Source organism: Lysinibacillus sp. OL1 (genome assembly GCF_004332175.1).
GTDB lineage: Bacteria > Bacillota > Bacilli > Bacillales_A > Planococcaceae > Lysinibacillus > Lysinibacillus capsici.
The window spans coordinates 270,523-288,846 of record NZ_SJDS01000003.1 but is presented as its reverse complement, the minus strand read 5'-3'; the positions used below and the strand labels follow the sequence as shown (position 1 = coordinate 288,846).

Genomic DNA, 18,324 nt, shown 5'->3' with positions numbered 1-18,324 from the left:
TTCTAATGAATCTTTCTCACGGAATGGCCATACCAAGCGTCTAGCGCATCCTGAGAAATATTATCAAATTCATTTTTATAGCCGTGGAAGTGAATCGTTTGATTCAAACATGCCACATGGCTAATACGATTCGATACCGTATCGACATCGTGTGTGACAAGAATCATCGTAATTCCTTGTTCCCGATTTAATTTCGCCAGCATATCATAAAATGACTGCACATTCTCGTGATCAATGCCGACAGTTGGCTCATCTAAAATGAGCAGTTTGGGATCACTGACTAAAGCTCTTGCAATAAAAACACGTTGTTGTTGTCCACCAGATAGTTCTCCAATGTTGCGATTCATATAAGCATCCATACCAACTGCCTTTAAAGCTTCTTGAACTTTGTCTTTGGCATCTCGGCCAGGTCTTTTAAAAAGCCCTAATTTTTTCGTTAATCCACTTTTCACGACCTCTTGCACGGTTGCCGGGAACCCAGAATTAAAGGCATTGGATTTTTGCGAGACATAGCCAATCCATTCACGGTGCTTAAAATTTGCACTTGGTTCACCAAATAATTTTATGTCTCCGGATAAAGGTTTCAGCAAACCTAAAATAATTTTTAATAATGTTGATTTTCCCGAACCATTTGGGCCGAGAAGTGCTAAAAAATCTCCCTCTTCTACACGAAAAGAAATGTTTTTTAAAACTTGCGTATAGTCATATTGAAATGACACATTTTCAATGTCAATAAGTGTTGTTTTCATGCATGATCGCTTCTTTCTAATTCAAAATCATTACGATTTACAAATTGTAAGTATAAAGGAAAGTGCAGTTTTTGTAAAGAAAAGAAGATGGATGCTTTTTCGAATAGCTGATTGCAAGTGTATAAATGATTTCGTGAAAATTAATGAGATAAAGGAGGATTGACTTTGAGTATTCAATTTTTACAGCAATTAGCACAAAGCACGGATAAGGAAATTGTCGCGATTGCTCGTGAAGAAGGCTTTAGCATTACGACTTCTGAAGTAAAAAAACTTCGACCTTATTTGGAGCAATTCTCATTTTCTTGGCTATTTTTAGGGATTCCTAAAGATATTCTTGTTGAAGTGGAGGCCGTTTTAGGAAGAAAGCGCTCTCGTCAACTCATCGCCTTGTTTACAAAATAAAAAAAGCCCGAAATCAGAACTAGCCTGATTTCGGGTTATTTCTGTTAGCCTTTTAAAGCTTCAATATGCTCAGGTTTAAAAGTACCGCTTCGTAACATATCGATTTCCACTTTATACGGAGCTACCTTAGATTTAGCGTCACTCTTGAGAGGGACAAAGGGTGTTTCTAAAATTTTAGGAACATCCATTAATTGTGGATGGTGTACGACATAGTTAAGGGCATCAAACCCAATATGACCAAAGCCAATATTTTCGTGACGATCCTTACCTGCACCGCGCACATTTTTGGAGTCATTGATATGCAATACTTTAATGCGTTCCACGCCTATCATTTTATCAAATTCGTTTAATACACCATCAAAATCTTCCACGATATTATAGCCAGCATCATGTGTATGACAGGTATCAAAGCATATAGAAAGTCGCTCGTTATTCGTTACACCATCAATAATTTTAGCAAGTTCTTCAAAGGAACGTCCACATTCTGTTCCCTTCCCTGCCATGGTTTCTAATGCAATTTGAACGGGATAGTTCTGAGATAATACCTCATTCAAACCTTCAATAATTTTAGCAATACCAGCATCAGCACCAGCTCCTACATGGGCACCAGGGTGTAAAACAATTTGCGTTGCCTCCAGTGCAGCAGTACGTTCAATTTCCGATTGTAGAAAATCTACACCGAGACGGAATGTTTCTGGTTTTTCCGTATTGCCAATATTAATAATGTAAGGTGCATGTACAACAATATTGGTCATCCCATGCTCTTTCATATGCAGGAGTCCATTCATAATGTTTAAGTCAGCAATGGCTTTGCGACGTGTATTTTGCGGTGCTCCAGTATAAATCATAAATGTATTGGCTCCGTATGACAGTGCCTCTTTACTAGAGCCAAGTAGCATTTCTTTCCCGCTCATCGAAACATGTGAGCCAAGTAACATGTAAAAGCCCCCTTATTTTTTACCGCGTGCCTTTAAGCGACGTTCACGTTTTTTAATTTTTTCCATTTCCCACTTCATATTACGTTTATAGCCAGGTTTTACCTTTTTAGGCTTACGTACCAACGCTTTTGCTTTCACATCAATTTCATTCTCTTGCTTCACACGATTTTTACGGGCATGACGCTCTTTTAACTCTGACCATTCGCCATCTTTTACATCTTTTTGCACAAAAGGAATGCCCATTTTTTCTACGCGCACTACTGCATCCTCGTCTGATGGCTCAAATAAAGTAATGGCTGTCCCTTTATTGCCTGCACGCGCTGTTCGACCAACGCGGTGAATAAAGAATTCTAAGTCTTCTGGAATCTCGTAGTTAATAACATGAGAAATGCCTTGGATATCAATACCACGAGCAGCTAAGTCAGTTGCTACAATGTATTGGTAGTCAAGATCACGGATTTGCTTCATCATTTTTTTACGATCACGTGGACTTAAATCACCGTGAATTTGGCCACAACGGATACCATGCTCATTTAAGTAGCCAGCAACATGTTCTGCTGTTTTACGTGTGTTGGTAAAGATAACAGCTAAAAAGGGATTAATGCCCTCAATGACTTCTAATAAACGTTTATTACGCGATTTTGAGCGCACTGGTACAAGTACAAAATCGATGCCTTCTGCCACTGGTCGTTTATCATTCATATGGACATGCACTGGCGCTTCCATATATTTCTTTAAAAATGGCTGAAGTTTTTCTGGAATTGTTGCAGAAAAAACATACATTTCAAGCTTTTCTGGCATCTGGGAAGCAAATCCATCAATCTCTTCAATGAAGCCCATATCAAAAGCTAGATCCGCTTCATCGACAACTAAAATTGGTGCTGTATGCACAAATAACGCTTGTGCTGAAACAAGGTCACGAATACGACCTGGTGTCCCAACAACAATTTGTGGCTGTGTTTTTAATTTATCAATGGAGCGTTGTTTGTCCGTACCCCCAATAAATAGTTTTGCTTGAATAGCAGTTCCTTCTATTAATTGATTTAATGCATCAAAAATTTGCTGTGCTAACTCTCGTGTAGGAGAAGTAATAACGGCCTGTACTTCCTGTTTTTCTACATCAATACGTTGAACAATTGGAATTAAAAAACTATGTGTTTTCCCTGTTCCTGTATGTGCCTGTCCAATAGCACTTTTCCCTTTTAATAAAAGCGGAATAATTTCTTTTTGAATTGGTGTCGGTTCTGTAAAGCCAAGATTTGCAATGGCGTCCTGCAAAAATGGCTGAAAATTATAATCAGTATATTTTGACATCATTCGTTCCTCCTAACATCTTTTTCATTGTACCATGATTCGAACTTTAAGGTATATTTACGTCCTATTTCTTACTAGCATAAACATATTTTTAATGTTTTATTATCACCGTAACAAAGCCCTTATCAAAGGTACTTGAAATACGCAGAATATGCAATCAAAAAAGCGCTGTAACAATGTTCGAAAACGCTTGTAATATGTAATTTTTATGTCAATTTATAGGGAACTAATGATTAGCAGATTCCCCACATGTTATGATAGAGCTGTAAGATATTATGGGAGGTTGGTAGATTATGAAAGCAGCAAGATGGTATAAAGCAAAAGACATCCGTGTAGAAAACATTGAAGAACCAGTCATCGCACCTGGAAAAGTAAAAATCAAAGTACATTGGACAGGGATTTGTGGTAGTGATTTACATGAATACGCAGCTGGGCCAATCTTTATTCCAGTGGAGCAACCTCACTATGTAAGTAAAGACATAGCACCTATTGTAATGGGACATGAATTTTCAGGTGAAGTAGTTGAAATTGGCGATGGTGTTACATCTGTTAAAATCGGTGATCCTGTAGTAGTAGAACCAATCCTTGCATGTGGCGAATGTGCTGCCTGTAAAAAAGGTAAATATAATATTTGTAAACATTTAGGTTTCCACGGTCTTTCAGGCGGTGGCGGAGGATTCTCCGAATATACAATGGTAGATGAGAAAATGGTTCACAAAATGCCAGAAGGGCTTTCTTATGAGCAAGGAGCACTTGTAGAACCAGCAGCAGTCGCTCTACATGCCGTGCGTCAAAGTAAATTAAAAGCCGGTGACAAAGCTGCCGTCTTTGGAACTGGACCAATCGGGCTTCTTGTCATTGAAGCATTACGTGCAGCAGGCGCAGCAGAAATCTATGCTGTAGAGCTTTCAGCAGAGCGTGCCGCAAAAGCTTTAGAACTTGGTGCAACAGCCGTTATTAACCCTAAAGATGAAGATGCCGTTGCGCGTCTACATGAATTAACAAATGGTGGTGTAGATGTTGCCTTTGAAGTAACGGGCGTTCCTGTGGTATTACAACAAGCTATTGACTCAACAACTTTTGAAGGTGAAACAATCATCGTGTCGATTTGGGAGTCTACAGCTGCTATCCAACCGAACAATATCGTTCTATCAGAACGTACAGTCAAAGGAATTATTGCCTACCGCGATATTTTCCCAGCCGTAATGGAGCTGATGACACAAGGTTACTTCCCTGCAGACAAGCTTGTTACGAAACGAATTGCTCTTGATGAAGTGGTAACAGAAGGCTTTGAAGCATTAATGAAGGAACGTAATCATATTAAAATTCTTGTAAATTCTCAAGCATAAAATACGATCAGGTAGAGAATAAAGCATTTCTCTACCTGATTTTATAGTTATTATTCTTGTCTATTATCCATTTTTTTCATGATAGTTAAATTCGCCATTAGAACGTTCACTTTATTTTCTCCAAAGATTCCTAGTGTTCGTTTCTCCGTATTTTCTTCAATGATTTTTTCAATCTCTTCTTCTGAAAGACCGCTTGCTAGGGCAATGCGCTTCACTTGAATGTTTGCAGCCTTCACACTAATATGTGGATCCAGCCCTGAGCCAGAAGCTGTCATTAAATCTGCAGGTATATCTTGGCGTTTTACTGTTGGGTTTGCAAGTAGAAACTTCTTGATATCTGCTTCAATTCGCTTCTTCAATTCTGGATTAGATGGTGCATAGTTAAAAGTTCCAGAAGTCACACCACTATAATTTAACTGACCATTTTTGTCTGGTACCGTATCATCCTCAGTATAAACATTATAATGAATGGCTGAAACACGTCCCCAGAAATATGATGGTGCTGAAAAGGATTGACCGATCAGTTCTGAACCAACAGCTTTACCATTGATTTCTAGTAAACTACCATTTGCTTGATGATGGAGTAATCCTTGAGCTAAAGCAGTCACCGCAAAAGGGTAGATTAGCCCACACAGTATAAACATTGTTATTGTAATAAGAATTGCTTGCTTTAAGTTCATAAATAGTTTTCGCATGTACCTTCCTCCTATAGCCCAAAACTACGGCATAGTGGACCAACTAGTATGTCAATTAACTTAATCCCAATAAAAGGAGCTATAATACCACCTATACCATAGACTAATAAATTTTTATTCAAAAGTTTTGTAGCACTCATTGGTTTATACGTTACTCCCTTTATTGCAATTGGAATTAACAAGGGAATAATGACTGCATTAAAAATTAAGGCAGAAATAATCGCACTTGTTGAAGAATTAAGTTTCATTATGTTTAATGCGCTCATCTCAGGTACAGCCACCATCAACATAGCAGGTATGATGGCAAAATATTTTGCTATATCGTTAGCGATACTAAATGTTGTTAAAGCGCCACGTGTCATCAGAAGCTGCTTCCCTATCTCTACAATTTCAATAATTTTAGTTGGATTTGAATCTAAATCAACCATATTAGCTGCTTCTTTTGCTGCATTTGTACCTGAATTCATTGCAAGACCAACATTGGCCTGCGCTAACGCTGGTGCATCATTTGTACCATCACCAGTCATTGCTACTACCTTCCCTTGTGCCTGTTCATCCTTAATGACTTGAATCTTATCCTCAGGTTTGCTTTCTGCGATAAAGCTATCTACTCCAGCTTCCTTTGCAATGGCTGCTGCTGTAAGTGGATTATCTCCTGTACACATAATGGTTTTAATCCCCATTTCACGAAGCTGTTCAAAACGTTCCTTTAGCCCAGCCTTGACAATATCCTTTAGATAAATAACGCCTAAAATTTTATCATTCAGTGCTACGACCAGAGGCGTCCCCCCTACTGTAGATACTTGTTGAACCAGCAACTCTAGATTTGAAGGAATACTGTACCCTGCCTTCAAACTCTCTCTTTTTATCGTATCATAGGCACCTTTTCGAATTTTTGTGCCATCCACCCTATCCAAGCCACTCATTCGTGTTTGTGCAGTAAAGGGAATATGTTTACTTGTCTGGATAATGCTTTTTTCACCGTCCGTATTCACCCCTAATTCGCAAGCAAGCGATAAGATAGATTTTCCCTCAGGTGTATCATCTGTTAGAGAACTAAGCCATGCAGCTTGCATTAACTCTTCCCTGGCAACTCCTTTTACTGGTAGAAACTCAGCTGCCATTCGATTGCCATATGTTATCGTGCCAGTCTTATCTAAGATTAATGTATCCACATCTCCACAGGCTTCCACCGCTCTCCCAGACATTGCGATGACGTTAAATTGTGTTACCCTATCCATACCTGCAATACCAATTGCGGATAATAATCCACCAATCGTTGTAGGAATTAAACAAACTGTAAGTGCTATTAATGTTGCGATAGAAATTGGCACATTCAAATACATAGTCATTGGATAGAGGGACACTACCACTAACAGAAAGATAATTGTTAAACTTACTAGAAGTGTATTAAGGGCTATTTCATTTGGTGTTTTCTTACGGCTAGCCCCTTCAATAAGCGAAATCATTTTATCCAGAAATGATTCGCCAGGCAATGAAGTAATTTCAATCATCAACCAATCACTCGTAACCGTCGTACCACCCGTAACGGATGAAAAATCGCCGCCTCGTTCTTTTACAACAGGGGCAGATTCACCTGTTATTGCCGATTCATCCACAGTAGCAATGCCATCAATGACTTCCCCATCATTTGGAATTACCTCTCCAGCTTGAACTAATACAATATCTCCTTTTTTTAGGTCATTGGCCTGTTTAAGGATTTCCGTACCATCATGAAGCAACACACGAGCCTGTGTCACTGTCTTTGTTTTTTTTAAAGTTTGAACTTGTGCTTTACCTCTTCCTTCTGCAATTGACTCTGCAAAATTAGCAAATAGAATTGTAACAAAAAGTAGGATAGCAACTATTCCATTGTATAATCGAGCGTGTTCTTCAACTACACTCCCAAACATATTTGGAAAAAGAACTAATAGCACCACAAACAAAAATCCTACTTCTACAACAAACATAACAGGATTTTTTAGCATATAAGTGGGACTAAACTTTTTTAAAGCGTCTATCATTGCATTTTTCAGCATCTTACTTGTCAAAAAACTCTTTCTTACTGTTTCCATATGCTCTCTCCTCCATTAAGAATAAAGTTGTAAATGCTCTGTAATTGGACCAAGTGCTAAAGCTGGTAAAAATGTTAGGGCACCAATCATTAAAACGATAGCCACTAGTAAAAAAGTAAAAGTAGTATTATCCGTTTTTAATGTTCCTTTTGAATCACTGTGCCAAAATTTTTTGGCAAGTAGTGACGCAATCGCAAGTTGAATGATAATGGTTAAATATCGTCCAAAGAACATTGCAAGTCCTGTTGTCACGTTCCAAAATGTGGAGTTATCTGCTAACCCTTCGAACCCTGAGCCGTTGTTGGCAGAGGCTGAAGCAAATTCATATAAAACCTGTGATAATCCGTGAGCACCTGGATTCGTTATCCCTGCTATTCCTGTTGGTGTTACAACTGCTAGTGCTGAAAATAGCAAAATAATAGCCGGATGAATCAAAATGCATAGAGCAATTAATTTCATTTCTTTCTCTTCAATCTTTTTACCTAAAAACTGAGGAGATCGCCCAATCATTAAACAGGCAATAAAAATTGTTAGTAGAACATACATCATCATGTTCATCAGGCCGACCCCTTTACCACCAAACACAACATTTAGCATCATATTAAACATCGGTACTAGACCCCCAAGAGGCGTCAATGTATCGTGCATATTGTTAACAGATCCTGTTGTAAACGCAGTAGTGACAGTGGTAAATAATGCTGATTGTACTACTCCAAAACGCATTTCTTTTCCTTCCATGCTCCCTAGCTCCTGTGTTATACCGAGTTCACTTATAATTGGATTACCAGCCTTCTCTGCTATGTACACAGTCACTAATCCGAGTAGAAACAATATACTCATTGCTGCAAAAATAGCTAAACCTTGTTTTCCAAAAATAGTTTTCTTTTTTCTATAAGCAATCATCAAACTAAAGGCAACTACACAAGCGCCCGGCAATAGCATCATCGATAACATCTCCACTATATTTGAGAGAACGGTTGGATTTTCAAAAGGTGTTGTTGAATTGGCTCCGTTAAAGCCCCCACCATTCGTACCTATATGCTTAATCGATTCTAGAGAAGCAACAGGTCCAAGTGCAATATCTTGTAATTTTCCTTCGATTGTTTGTACTGTTTTATTTGCACTTAAGGTTTGTGGTGTCCCTTGAGATACTAAAATAATGGCAACAACGATGGAGATAGGCATTAAAATACGCGTAATAACACGAACAAAATCAATAAAGAAATTCCCAATAGTATCTGTTTTCGCAACAAGGCGACGACAGAACGCCATACAAGCTGCATAACCAGTAGCTGCAGATGTAAACATCATGAAGATAATGACTAGCATCTGTGATAAATAACTGAGTCCAGATTCACCGCTATAATGTTGAAGATTTGTGTTGGTTATAAAAGAAATGATTGTGTTAAATGAAAGTGTAGCTTCCATATTGCTAATATTATTTGGATTTAAAAACAGGAATGATTGAATGCGCAACAAAAAATATCCAATAAAAACCATAATTGCATTTGAAAGTATTAATGAAAGTACATATTCTTTACCATTCATATCTACTTGTTTAATGCCACACAATTTATAAATTACTGCATCAACTTTGTCTAAAATAGGATCAAGCCATGTTTTTTGATGTAATGTTACTCGATATAGATAATGCCCAGTTAAGATAACGAGCGGTAAATAAATAATTAATACTATGGCTATTTGCCACATAGTGCATTACCTCCTAACAGCCTTTAATAATTTTCAGGACAAAGTAATGCATGCCCTAGATAACCAAACAAGAATACAAGTACAATCCCGATAAAAATCCACATTCCTATCTCCTCCTTATTGCTCATCCACTAGCTTGAAGCACCATGTAGTTAATGACAAAAGACTTCCGAAGCTTATCAGTAACAATACAACCATATAAAAGTCCATCAATAAAATACCCCTCCTTCATTTAGGTTGTTCTCATCATACTGACTTTCAAATTAATGTAGTGTTAGGAAATCTACTTTTCTATTAAGAAAGCATAAAGAGGCAAAATCTTTATACTTTCTTAATGGGAGTTAACGCTATAATACAAATGAGGTGAACGAGGATGGAAAATACACGTCCAACTCCTGAGATGTTTTTAGCTAGACTTCAACAGGAGCAACAAATTTTAGGGAATTTAAAAATCTTTCTCGGTTATGCTGCTGGAGTAGGTAAAACTTACGCAATGTTAGATGCAGCACATCAAGCTCAAAAATTAGGTAAAGATGTGGTGGTTGGCTATGTAGAACCGCATCCTCGTCCAGATACGTTAGCTTTACTAGAAGGGCTTGAGCAAATTCCGACGAAAAAAATAAGCTATAGAGGAAAAGCTTTTTATGAATTAGATATTGATGCCGTATTGCAGCGCAAGCCAGAAATTGTTCTTATCGATGAATTGGCACATTCCAATGTTCCAACAATGCGGCACAAGAAGCGTTTTGGAGATGTTGAAGAACTACTGTCAAAGGGGATTCATGTTTATACAACTGTAAATATTCAACATATTGAAAGCCTTCATGACTTAGTAGAAGAAATTACTGACATTAAAGTACGAGAGCGTATCCCTGATTACTTAATTGATCAAGCATCTCAAATAAAAGTTGTAGATATTGAACCAGATGAACTAATACAACGCCTACAAGAAGGTAAAGTTTATGCAAAACAACAAGCGGAAAAAGCACTGCATTCTTTTTTCCGTAAACAAAATTTAGTATCATTACGAGAAATCGCATTACGTAGAGCAGCGGATACAATCAACTATAAACAAATAAACAACCATGAATCTGTCAAACACCCTGTACAAATTGAAGAACACCTACTAGTTGGTATCAGTAGCTCTCCTACAAATGCAAAAGTTATTAGAACCACTGCAAGACTTGCACAAGCATTACACGGTAAATTTACTGCTCTTTATGTACAAAACCTGCAGGAGCAAGAAGGAAGTAGTGCAAATTCAGAACGATTACAACAACACATTAAACTTGTGGAACAGCTTGGCGGCCATGTCGTCATCGTTCAAGAAGACGACGTAGCAGCAGCCCTTGCTAATTATGCTCAAATTAGTGGGGTCACGAAACTTGTTATCGGACGAACAAGTATGAGGAAAAAATGGTGGCGACCAAGCACAAAAATAAGTGACCGCCTGAATGAATTTGTTCCGAACTTAGCCTTACACATAGTACCAGATCAAGAAAATGAACCATTTTATTTTCCTAGTATAAGTAATAAATTATCATTTGAATGGCTTGATTTGTTCAAAATGTTTATCGTATTTTGCTTCATATCAATTGTCGGCTTATATCTATATTCAATAGGTATAAGCGAGTCAAACATCATTACAATTTACATTTTAGGGGTCCTCATCCTTGCTATTTGGTCAACTGGATCGATGATGAGTATTATTAACTCCATTATTGCTGTCTTACTTTTTAATTACTTTTTTACAGAGCCTCGATTTTCATTTGATGCTTATCATCGTGACTATCCAATGACATTTTTTATCATGTTTATCTCTGGCGTAATTACGAGTAGCTTAACAAAGAAGATAAAGGAGCAAACCATTATAGCCATTCGTAAATCTTATCGAATGGAGGTGCTCCTTGAAACAAATCGTAGGCTTCAACATGCTAAGTCTATTGAAGAAATAATAGTTGAAGGCATGTCTCAAATTGTTAAATTAGTAGAAAAGCCTGTACAATTTTTCGAAATAAATAACCAGGTAATTGAGAAATCATCTTTCTTTCGTACTGAAACAATGTCTAGTAGTGAAAATCAAAAAATAGCTGTACTTTTCGATAATCCAAATGAATGTGGTGTTGTTAGTTGGGTTACAAATAATAGGCATGTAGCAGGTGTATCTACAGACATCTTTCCTGAAGTGAACGCTTATTATATACCTGTTATTTCTAATGGAGATGTGAAGGGTGTTATAGGTATTGCCCTATCTAAAGTCTCCCCATTGCCTGCATTTGAGCGCAATATTTTGCACGCCATTATTAATGATTTTTCATTCGCTTTGGATAAATGGTATTTACAGAAACTTAATGAGGAAGTAGCGCGAGAAGCTGAAATGGAACAGATGCGAGCTAACCTTTTACGTGCAATCTCTCATGACCTTAGGACACCACTCACTGCTATCTCTGGAAATGCAGATATCTTACTCAACAATGCACCACTAATACCAGAGATTGAAAAAAATACATTGTATGAAGATATTTATAAAAATTCAAAATGGCTTGTACAAATGGTTGAAAATTTACTAGCTGTATCTAAGTTAGAGGATGGGCAATTTGCGTTAGAAATGCAAATTGAACTAGTAGAAGATATTATTCAAGAGGCACTTTCCCATGTTATTCGTCAAAACAATACACATAAAATATCTTATGAAATTAAACCTGAGTTTTTATTTGCTTTAATGGATGCTCGACTCATCATACAAGTTTTCATTAATATCATCGATAATGCATTGACTTACACCCCACCAGGTAGTGCCATTACGATCATAGTGAAAGAATCAGATGGATTCGTAAGTTTTAGTATTTCTGACAATGGGCCTGGAATCGATGACGCTTTAAAAAGTAGCTTGTTTGAGCCATTTACAACTGGAAAAGTACAACGCAGTGATAGTAGACGTGGTCTTGGTTTAGGCTTAGCACTCTGTCAAACAATTTTAAAATTACATGGTAGCAGCATAAACGTTTCAGATAATAAACCACAAGGAACGATTTTTAACTTTTCGCTGAAAAAAGGAGTAATGAAATTTGATGAGTAAAAGAATTCTAGTAGTTGAGGACGATGTAGCAATTGCCAATTTAATCAAAATGACATTAGCGACAAACCATTATGAATTCGACATTGCACGTGATGGTAATAGTGCCCTTCAAAAGGCTCTTACCATAAAACCTGACGTTTTTATTTTAGATTTAGGTCTACCAGACATAGATGGCGTAGAACTAATCACAAAAATTAGAAGTTGGAATCAAACACCAATTATCGTCGTAAGTGCTCGTGGAGAAGAACATGATAAAATTAATGCTTTGGATGCAGGTGCAGATGATTATGTAACAAAGCCATTTAGTGTGGAAGAATTATTAGCAAGAATTCGGGTTGCCTTAAGAAGAATGGCCTATGAACAACCACTTGAAAAAGAGAATCCCATTTTCACAAATGGTTATCTTCAAATTAATTATGTTGATCATACAGTATTTGTAAATGGAAAAGAAATACATGTGACGCCGATTGAATATAAACTTTTAATTGTTTTATCCAAAAATGTTGGGAAAGTTCTAACACATAATTATATTTTAAAGGAAATCTGGCAAAACGCTCTTCAATCAGATGTTCCAAGTTTACGAGTATTTATGGCTACACTTCGAAAAAAAATAGAAGTTAATCCAGCACAGCCCAAACTTATTCAGACACATGTACGGGTAGGCTATCGAATGCTTCGCTATCATGAAGAGGATGAATGAATATGGAGCCTAAGGTCTAGCTGTATTTGGACTTCTACTTTACAAATTCCATATTACATTTTGCTTTTATGTAGCTTTATTGAACCCTCCTATTAGCCTTTGCATATCATAGCTATAGTCAGGTATGTCATCAATGAAAAACAAGTAGAAAGGAGATCATTATGGTATTTCGACCACCTTATCCATACCCAATGTATCCGGGTGGCATGAGAATGCCCATGCCCATGCAAACACCTCCACAGATGTCACCACAGTCCTTTTTCCCGCCTGGAGGCTTCCCTGTTCAACCACGAATTCCAGGCGGCTTTCCAATGGCTAATGGAATAGGTTCATTTGGAGGGCAAATGCCGATGCCACCTGTGCAAGAAGCTTCAAAAGTCGGTTCATTTTTACAGCAAGCCAACAGTTTATTTAATACAGCCAAAACCTATACCCCCTATATCCAACAAGCTATGCCGATGGTGAAAAATATTCCATCACTTTTAAAATTGTATAAAGGATTCCAAGGACTTCCTTCCGCTGGCGGTGGAGCAACAGAAGCAGCAGGAAGCGATAGTAAGGCTGCTGGAAGTAGACGGTCATCTAGGCAAAGTGCATCATTTACGCCTCCCGAGCCACTTCCATCTAAACCACGTATTTTCCAACCACCAATGTAAATGAACGTTTCTTTGTATTCACTGTCACTGTCCGTTATAATGTAGATAGGTAAGCTTGAAAGGAGTCACAACCACCATGCAAGTATTAAAAATTAATCCACGTGGCTATTGCTACGGTGTTGTGGATGCGATGGTGATCGCTCGTAACGCCGCACTTGATAAAACATTACCAAGACCTATCTACATCTTAGGGATGATTGTGCATAATAAACACGTCACAGATGCGTTTGAAGAGGATGGGATCATCACGTTAGATGGTGATAACCGCCTAGAAATTATTGAACAAGTTGAAACAGGTACTGTCATTTTTACAGCACATGGTGTTTCACCGGAAATTCGTGAGATTGCGAAGCGAAAAGGCTTAGTGTCCATTGATGCTACATGTCCTGATGTAACAGTTACCCACGATTTAATTCGTGAAAAATCAGCAGAAGGCTATGACATTATTTATATTGGTAAAAAAGGACATCCCGAACCAGAGGGTGCTATTGGCGTTGCCCCAGATCATGTCCACTTAGTACAGTCTTCTAACGATATTGATGCTTTACAATTAACGAATGATAAATTACTTGTCACAAATCAAACGACAATGAGCCAATGGGATGTCGCCCATTTAATGGATAGTTTAAAAGAAAAATTCCCACATATTGAGGTACACAAAGAGATCTGTTTAGCTACACAAGTCCGTCAAGAGGCTGTTGCACAGCAAGCAGGTGAAGCGGATTTACTTATTGTTGTAGGTGATCCTAAATCTAATAACTCGAACCGCTTAACACAAGTTTCTGTAGAAATTGCAGGAACACCATCCTATCGAATTGCAGATGTTTCAGAGCTAAAAGTAGAATGGTTAAAAGGTATCAACATCGTTGCTGTAACAGCAGGTGCTTCTACGCCAACACCAATTGTAAAAGAGGTTATTAACTTCCTTGATCAATTTGATGAAAATGATCCATCTACACACGAGATTAAGCGTACAGTAACACTAGATAAAATTCTGCCAAAGATTAAGACACCAACACCTGTTGATAAAATTATGCCTTATTAATTACTCGCAAAAAATCCTGATGGTCATTTTGACAATCAGGATTTTCTTTATTTACTAAAGTAATAGTTTATAGGACGACCAATGCCACCATAATGGACATCCATTGTGATTTCCTCTTGTTTTTCGAGGTAATCTAAATATCTTCTAGCTGTTACGCGGGCAATGCCAATTCCACTGGCTACTTCTTCCGCTGAGGCACCATCCACCGATTGTAAAAAGTGCACAACTTTTTCAAGTGTTGTACGATTAAAACCTTTTGGGAGATTTTTTTCGGATTTCAATGTAACAGATTGATCCAACATGGTTTGTCCATCACGATAATGAAATAACTGATCTAATTCTCCCTGTGTGAGCTCTCGTTCTGTTTGAGTTTGCTTGTTAAAGCGTAAATAATTGTCAAGTGTCCCTTTAACACGTTCAAAAGAAAAGGGCTTCATAATATAATCAAAAACACCTAGATGCAGTATCTGTTTCACTGTCTCCATATCATTTGCGGCTGTCACGGTAATAACATCTACTGGTAGATCGAGCTCACGTATTTTGCGTAAGCTTGTAATACCATCTTGCTCTGGCATAAAAATATCCATAAAAACTAAATCAGGCTTCAGTTGGCAAATTTGCGTAATGCCTTCTAACCCATTAGGTGCCTGTCCAACCACTTGAAAATGCTCTACCTTTTCAATAAATTGACGATTTACCTCTCGTACCATTGGATCATCCTCTATTAATAATACCCTGATTTGTGCCACTGCTAGCCCTCCATCCCATTATGAATAATAAAAGGTGATTAAAAAACTTGTTCCTTTGTTCGGCTCACTGATGACTTCGATGTCACCCTGCCCTTTTTCGACAATTTCCTTTATTAAAAATAATCCTATTCCACGGTAGTTTTTCTCTTTTGTAGAATAACCATTATCAAAAATGTGCTGTTTGACCTCTTCCGTCATGCCAACACCATTATCGGTTACTAATATGGCTAAAACGTCATCATCTTCATCCACAGAAACATGAATCACCTTCTCCTCGACCTGTACATCCTTTAATGCATCAAACGCATTTTCTATCAAATTACCAAAGAGAATGACGAAATCATGATGATCCAAATTAGCTGGAAATGATGTTAATCGGCTTTCACGGTCAATTTCCAAACGAATTCCTTGTTCCTTCGCATAGGAAATTTTACTGAGCAATAGCCCAGAAATATTTTCATTTTTTATTCGTTCGTTTAAAAAGTTAGTGATTTCATCATGCTCTTCCTTCACTTGTGTTAAGTAGGAAAGTGCCTGTTCATGATGACCTAGCTGTAAAAGACCCGCTATCGTATGCAGTTTATTTTTATGTTCATGTGTTTGTACACGAAGGGCTTGGACAAATGCTCTAACGCCTGTTAATTCTTCGGCAAGCTTTTTCACTTCCGTACGGTCTTTAAACATGGCCACTGCACCAACAGTTTCGCCATTAACCTGTATTGGAATTCGATTACTCATAATACTATGATTATTAATATACAGCTCACGATTAAATAACGGCTGATCCAGCTCTAAAATTTCAGGAAGTCGTGTATCTGGCAAGACATGAAAGATTTTCTGTCCTATCAATGTAGAGGGTTTTTCATAAACGCCTAAGATATCACAGGCTTTTTCATTAAAAATCGTTATGGTCAAATCATTATCGATAGCAATGATGCCTTCGTGCATGGCATTAAACGTTTCTGTACGTTCTACATACATTTTGGCAATTTCATGCGGCTCTAATCCAAACATTTGCTTTTTCATATGAAGCCCCAATGTTCGTGCTCCCCATGCACTAAATAGTAACGATAATAGAACAGTAATCATTAGTTCGGTTTGCATTGTTTGCAGTAACTCCACTACCGTAAGAACACTGTACCCTACTACTGTAACACCTATTTGTTGTCCTTCATGATTCATAATCGGAACAAACGCACGAACCATATTACCATGTTCCCCACGTGCAATCGACGTATAGTAATGCTCTGAAAAAGCAGCGTTTAAATCTCCAGATTGTGATATTCGACCAAGTTCCTGGCTATTAGGATGAGAATATTTTCGTCGTTGCATATCAAGAACAACAATATATTTTGCCCCATTGATATCACGGATTTCTTCTACAACAGGATTAATATGCTGTACGGCATCATAGTAATTTTCACTAGCAATATATGTTTTTATTTCAGGAAGCTGTGAGACGGTTTTTGCTACAAGAAGTGCTTGATCACTTAGTTTGGTCTTTTGCTCATTCATGACAAAACCTAACAAAAAGGTACCGCCAATGCTAAAGGAAAGCATGAGAATAAAAAAAGTTAGAGACATAATTTTTCTTTGCATGGATAACTTCTGAAATTTCAACTGACCGCCTCCCTCCTACTATATTTTAGCTTACTCCATATGTTAGAATAACAAAAACATCAGAAAATACGAATTAATTGGGTGTATACAATGAAAAAATTTATTATTGGAACGATTATAACTGTGTTTGTGTTAATCCTCACTATCAGTGTTCAGCAAGGATTACTATTCGCCAAGCCGCTTCCCTATGATGATGAGCAAAAGGGTTTAGACACACAGATAACAATTCACTTAAGTCATGTCGTCGCTGAAAATACCCCTAAAGGTCAAGCTGCCAACAAATTTGCTGAGCTAGTAGAAGAAAAAACAAATGGGAGGGTCAAAGTACATGTCTACTCCAACTCCTCTTTATTTAATGATGAAAATGAATTTCAGGCATTGCAAAAGGGAGAAGTGGAAATGATCATTCCTACTTTTTCTAAAATGACAGCTTATGTTCCTAATTGGCAGGTGCTTGATTTACCCTTTCTATTTAATACAAATGAGCAAGTAAAGGAAGTCCTAACGGGTTCTATTGGTGAACAATTGGTGAATGAGCTAGAGCCGTTCCATATTAAAGGGCTTGGCTTTTGGTACAATGGGTTTAAGCATCTAACCTCTGTTAAGCAGCCTATTCATACTTTTGAAGATTTGCAGGGCTTACGAGTGCGTACGATGCCAAGTAAAACATTAGAAAAGCAATTTGAAGTGGTCAAAGCAACACCTATACCTATTTCTTTTAGTGAGGTCTTTTCGGATTTAGAGAAGCATGCAATAGATGCACAAGAAAATACCGCTTCAAATATCTATTCAAAGGGTTTTTACAAAGTACAAAAGCATATGACGATCACCCAGCATGGAATTTTAGGCTATGCTGTGTTAATGAATGAAACCTTTTGGAATTCTTTACCTATCAAAATTCAGCATCAGTTGTTGGATGCTATGAAAGAAACAACCGATTGGCAATTTGAGCAGGCTGAACTTATGAATGAACAAGATATGGACAAGCTGAAACAGCTAGATGATTTTGATGTGTATACAATGAGTCCCCAAGAAAGACAGCGCTTTAAGGAACAACTTGCACCTGTTTATGATTTTTATAGAGCCCATCTTCAAAACGATCAAATCTTAGCAGAGATTAAAAAAATCGTTGCTCCTTAATACTTTTGTTCATTAATGAAAAATCCTTACAATACGTAAGGATTTTTTCTTTTGTATTATAATAGATTCACCAATCTTACAACTACTATAAAACAGCTTAAAA

General features: G+C 37.5%; 15 protein-coding genes. 7 read left to right on the top strand and 8 right to left on the bottom strand.

The window, feature by feature from the left end; all coding sequences use genetic code 11:
* Positions 1–2 precede the first annotated feature (2 nt).
* Positions 3–749: a metal ABC transporter ATP-binding protein gene (locus EW028_RS08600; RefSeq protein WP_131520575.1), complete on the bottom strand. Its 747-nt coding sequence runs from the start codon at positions 747–749 to the stop codon at positions 3–5.
* 165 nt (positions 750–914) lie between these two features.
* Between EW028_RS08600 and EW028_RS08595 the strand changes: the two genes are divergently transcribed.
* Positions 915–1,151 (top strand): Nif11 family protein, encoded by a 237-nt coding sequence (locus EW028_RS08595; protein ID WP_004227236.1) that lies wholly within the window; start codon positions 915–917, stop codon positions 1,149–1,151.
* Positions 1,152–1,195: 44 nt separating this feature from the next.
* Here EW028_RS08595 and EW028_RS08590 read toward each other — a convergent pair whose 3' ends face one another.
* On the bottom strand, positions 1,196–2,089 hold the full coding sequence (locus EW028_RS08590; RefSeq protein WP_131520574.1) for a deoxyribonuclease IV: 894 nt from the start codon (positions 2,087–2,089) through the stop codon (positions 1,196–1,198).
* Positions 2,090–2,101: 12 nt separating this feature from the next.
* Positions 2,102–3,403, bottom strand: a complete 1,302-nt coding sequence (locus EW028_RS08585; protein ID WP_048392216.1) for a DEAD/DEAH box helicase — start codon at positions 3,401–3,403, stop codon at positions 2,102–2,104.
* A gap of 293 nt (positions 3,404–3,696) precedes the next feature.
* Between EW028_RS08585 and EW028_RS08580 the strand changes: the two genes are divergently transcribed.
* Positions 3,697–4,752 carry a 2,3-butanediol dehydrogenase gene (locus tag EW028_RS08580; protein WP_131520573.1) on the top strand — a complete coding sequence of 352 codons (1,056 nt, stop codon included), beginning with the start codon at positions 3,697–3,699 and terminating at the stop codon, positions 4,750–4,752.
* Between the two features lie 50 nt (positions 4,753–4,802).
* Here the strand turns inward: EW028_RS08580 and kdpC are convergent, their stop codons facing one another.
* The 3 genes from kdpC to kdpA are packed head-to-tail and all read right to left on the bottom strand — an operon-like array spanning position 4,803 to position 9,232.
* Positions 4,803–5,447, bottom strand: coding sequence for a potassium-transporting ATPase subunit KdpC (gene kdpC, locus EW028_RS08575; RefSeq protein WP_115674097.1), 645 nt, complete (start codon positions 5,445–5,447; stop codon positions 4,803–4,805).
* A gap of 11 nt (positions 5,448–5,458) precedes the next feature.
* The gene (gene kdpB, locus EW028_RS08570) at positions 5,459–7,522 is read right to left on the bottom strand and encodes a potassium-transporting ATPase subunit KdpB (protein ID WP_131520572.1); all 2,064 of its coding nucleotides are present in this window, start codon (positions 7,520–7,522) and stop codon (positions 5,459–5,461) included.
* Positions 7,523–7,537: 15 nt separating this feature from the next.
* The gene (kdpA, locus tag EW028_RS08565) at positions 7,538–9,232 is read right to left on the bottom strand and encodes a potassium-transporting ATPase subunit KdpA (protein WP_131520571.1); all 1,695 of its coding nucleotides are present in this window, start codon (positions 9,230–9,232) and stop codon (positions 7,538–7,540) included.
* Between the two features lie 373 nt (positions 9,233–9,605).
* Between kdpA and EW028_RS08560 the strand changes: the two genes are divergently transcribed.
* The 4 genes from EW028_RS08560 to EW028_RS08545 all read left to right on the top strand — a co-directional run bounded on the left by EW028_RS08560 (position 9,606) and on the right by EW028_RS08545 (position 14,712).
* Complete coding sequence (locus EW028_RS08560) at positions 9,606–12,311, top strand: sensor histidine kinase (RefSeq protein ID WP_131520570.1); 2,706 nt, start codon at positions 9,606–9,608, stop codon at positions 12,309–12,311.
* Entirely contained in the window at positions 12,304–13,011 is a 708-nt protein-coding gene (locus tag EW028_RS08555; RefSeq protein WP_004227221.1) for a response regulator transcription factor, read from the top strand. The genes EW028_RS08560 and EW028_RS08555 overlap by 8 nt, the downstream gene beginning before the upstream one ends.
* A gap of 161 nt (positions 13,012–13,172) precedes the next feature.
* On the top strand, positions 13,173–13,667 hold the full coding sequence (vrrA, locus tag EW028_RS08550) for a VrrA/YqfQ family protein (RefSeq protein WP_004227219.1): 495 nt from the start codon (positions 13,173–13,175) through the stop codon (positions 13,665–13,667).
* A gap of 76 nt (positions 13,668–13,743) precedes the next feature.
* Positions 13,744–14,712, top strand: a complete 969-nt coding sequence (locus tag EW028_RS08545; RefSeq protein ID WP_048392210.1) for a 4-hydroxy-3-methylbut-2-enyl diphosphate reductase — start codon at positions 13,744–13,746, stop codon at positions 14,710–14,712.
* A gap of 47 nt (positions 14,713–14,759) precedes the next feature.
* Here the strand turns inward: EW028_RS08545 and EW028_RS08540 are convergent, their stop codons facing one another.
* Positions 14,760–15,461 (bottom strand): response regulator, encoded by a 702-nt coding sequence (locus EW028_RS08540; protein WP_016993520.1) that lies wholly within the window; start codon positions 15,459–15,461, stop codon positions 14,760–14,762.
* An 18-nt stretch (positions 15,462–15,479) separates the two neighbouring features.
* A complete protein-coding gene (locus tag EW028_RS08535) occupies positions 15,480–17,060 on the bottom strand; it encodes an ATP-binding protein (protein WP_481817329.1) in 1,581 nt (526 codons plus the stop codon).
* A gap of 111 nt (positions 17,061–17,171) precedes the next feature.
* On the opposite strand from EW028_RS08535, the gene EW028_RS08530 reads away from it, so the two are divergent.
* Positions 17,172–18,221 (top strand): TRAP transporter substrate-binding protein, encoded by a 1,050-nt coding sequence (locus EW028_RS08530; protein ID WP_131520568.1) that lies wholly within the window; start codon positions 17,172–17,174, stop codon positions 18,219–18,221.
* The last annotated feature ends 103 nt before the right edge of the window (positions 18,222–18,324 follow it).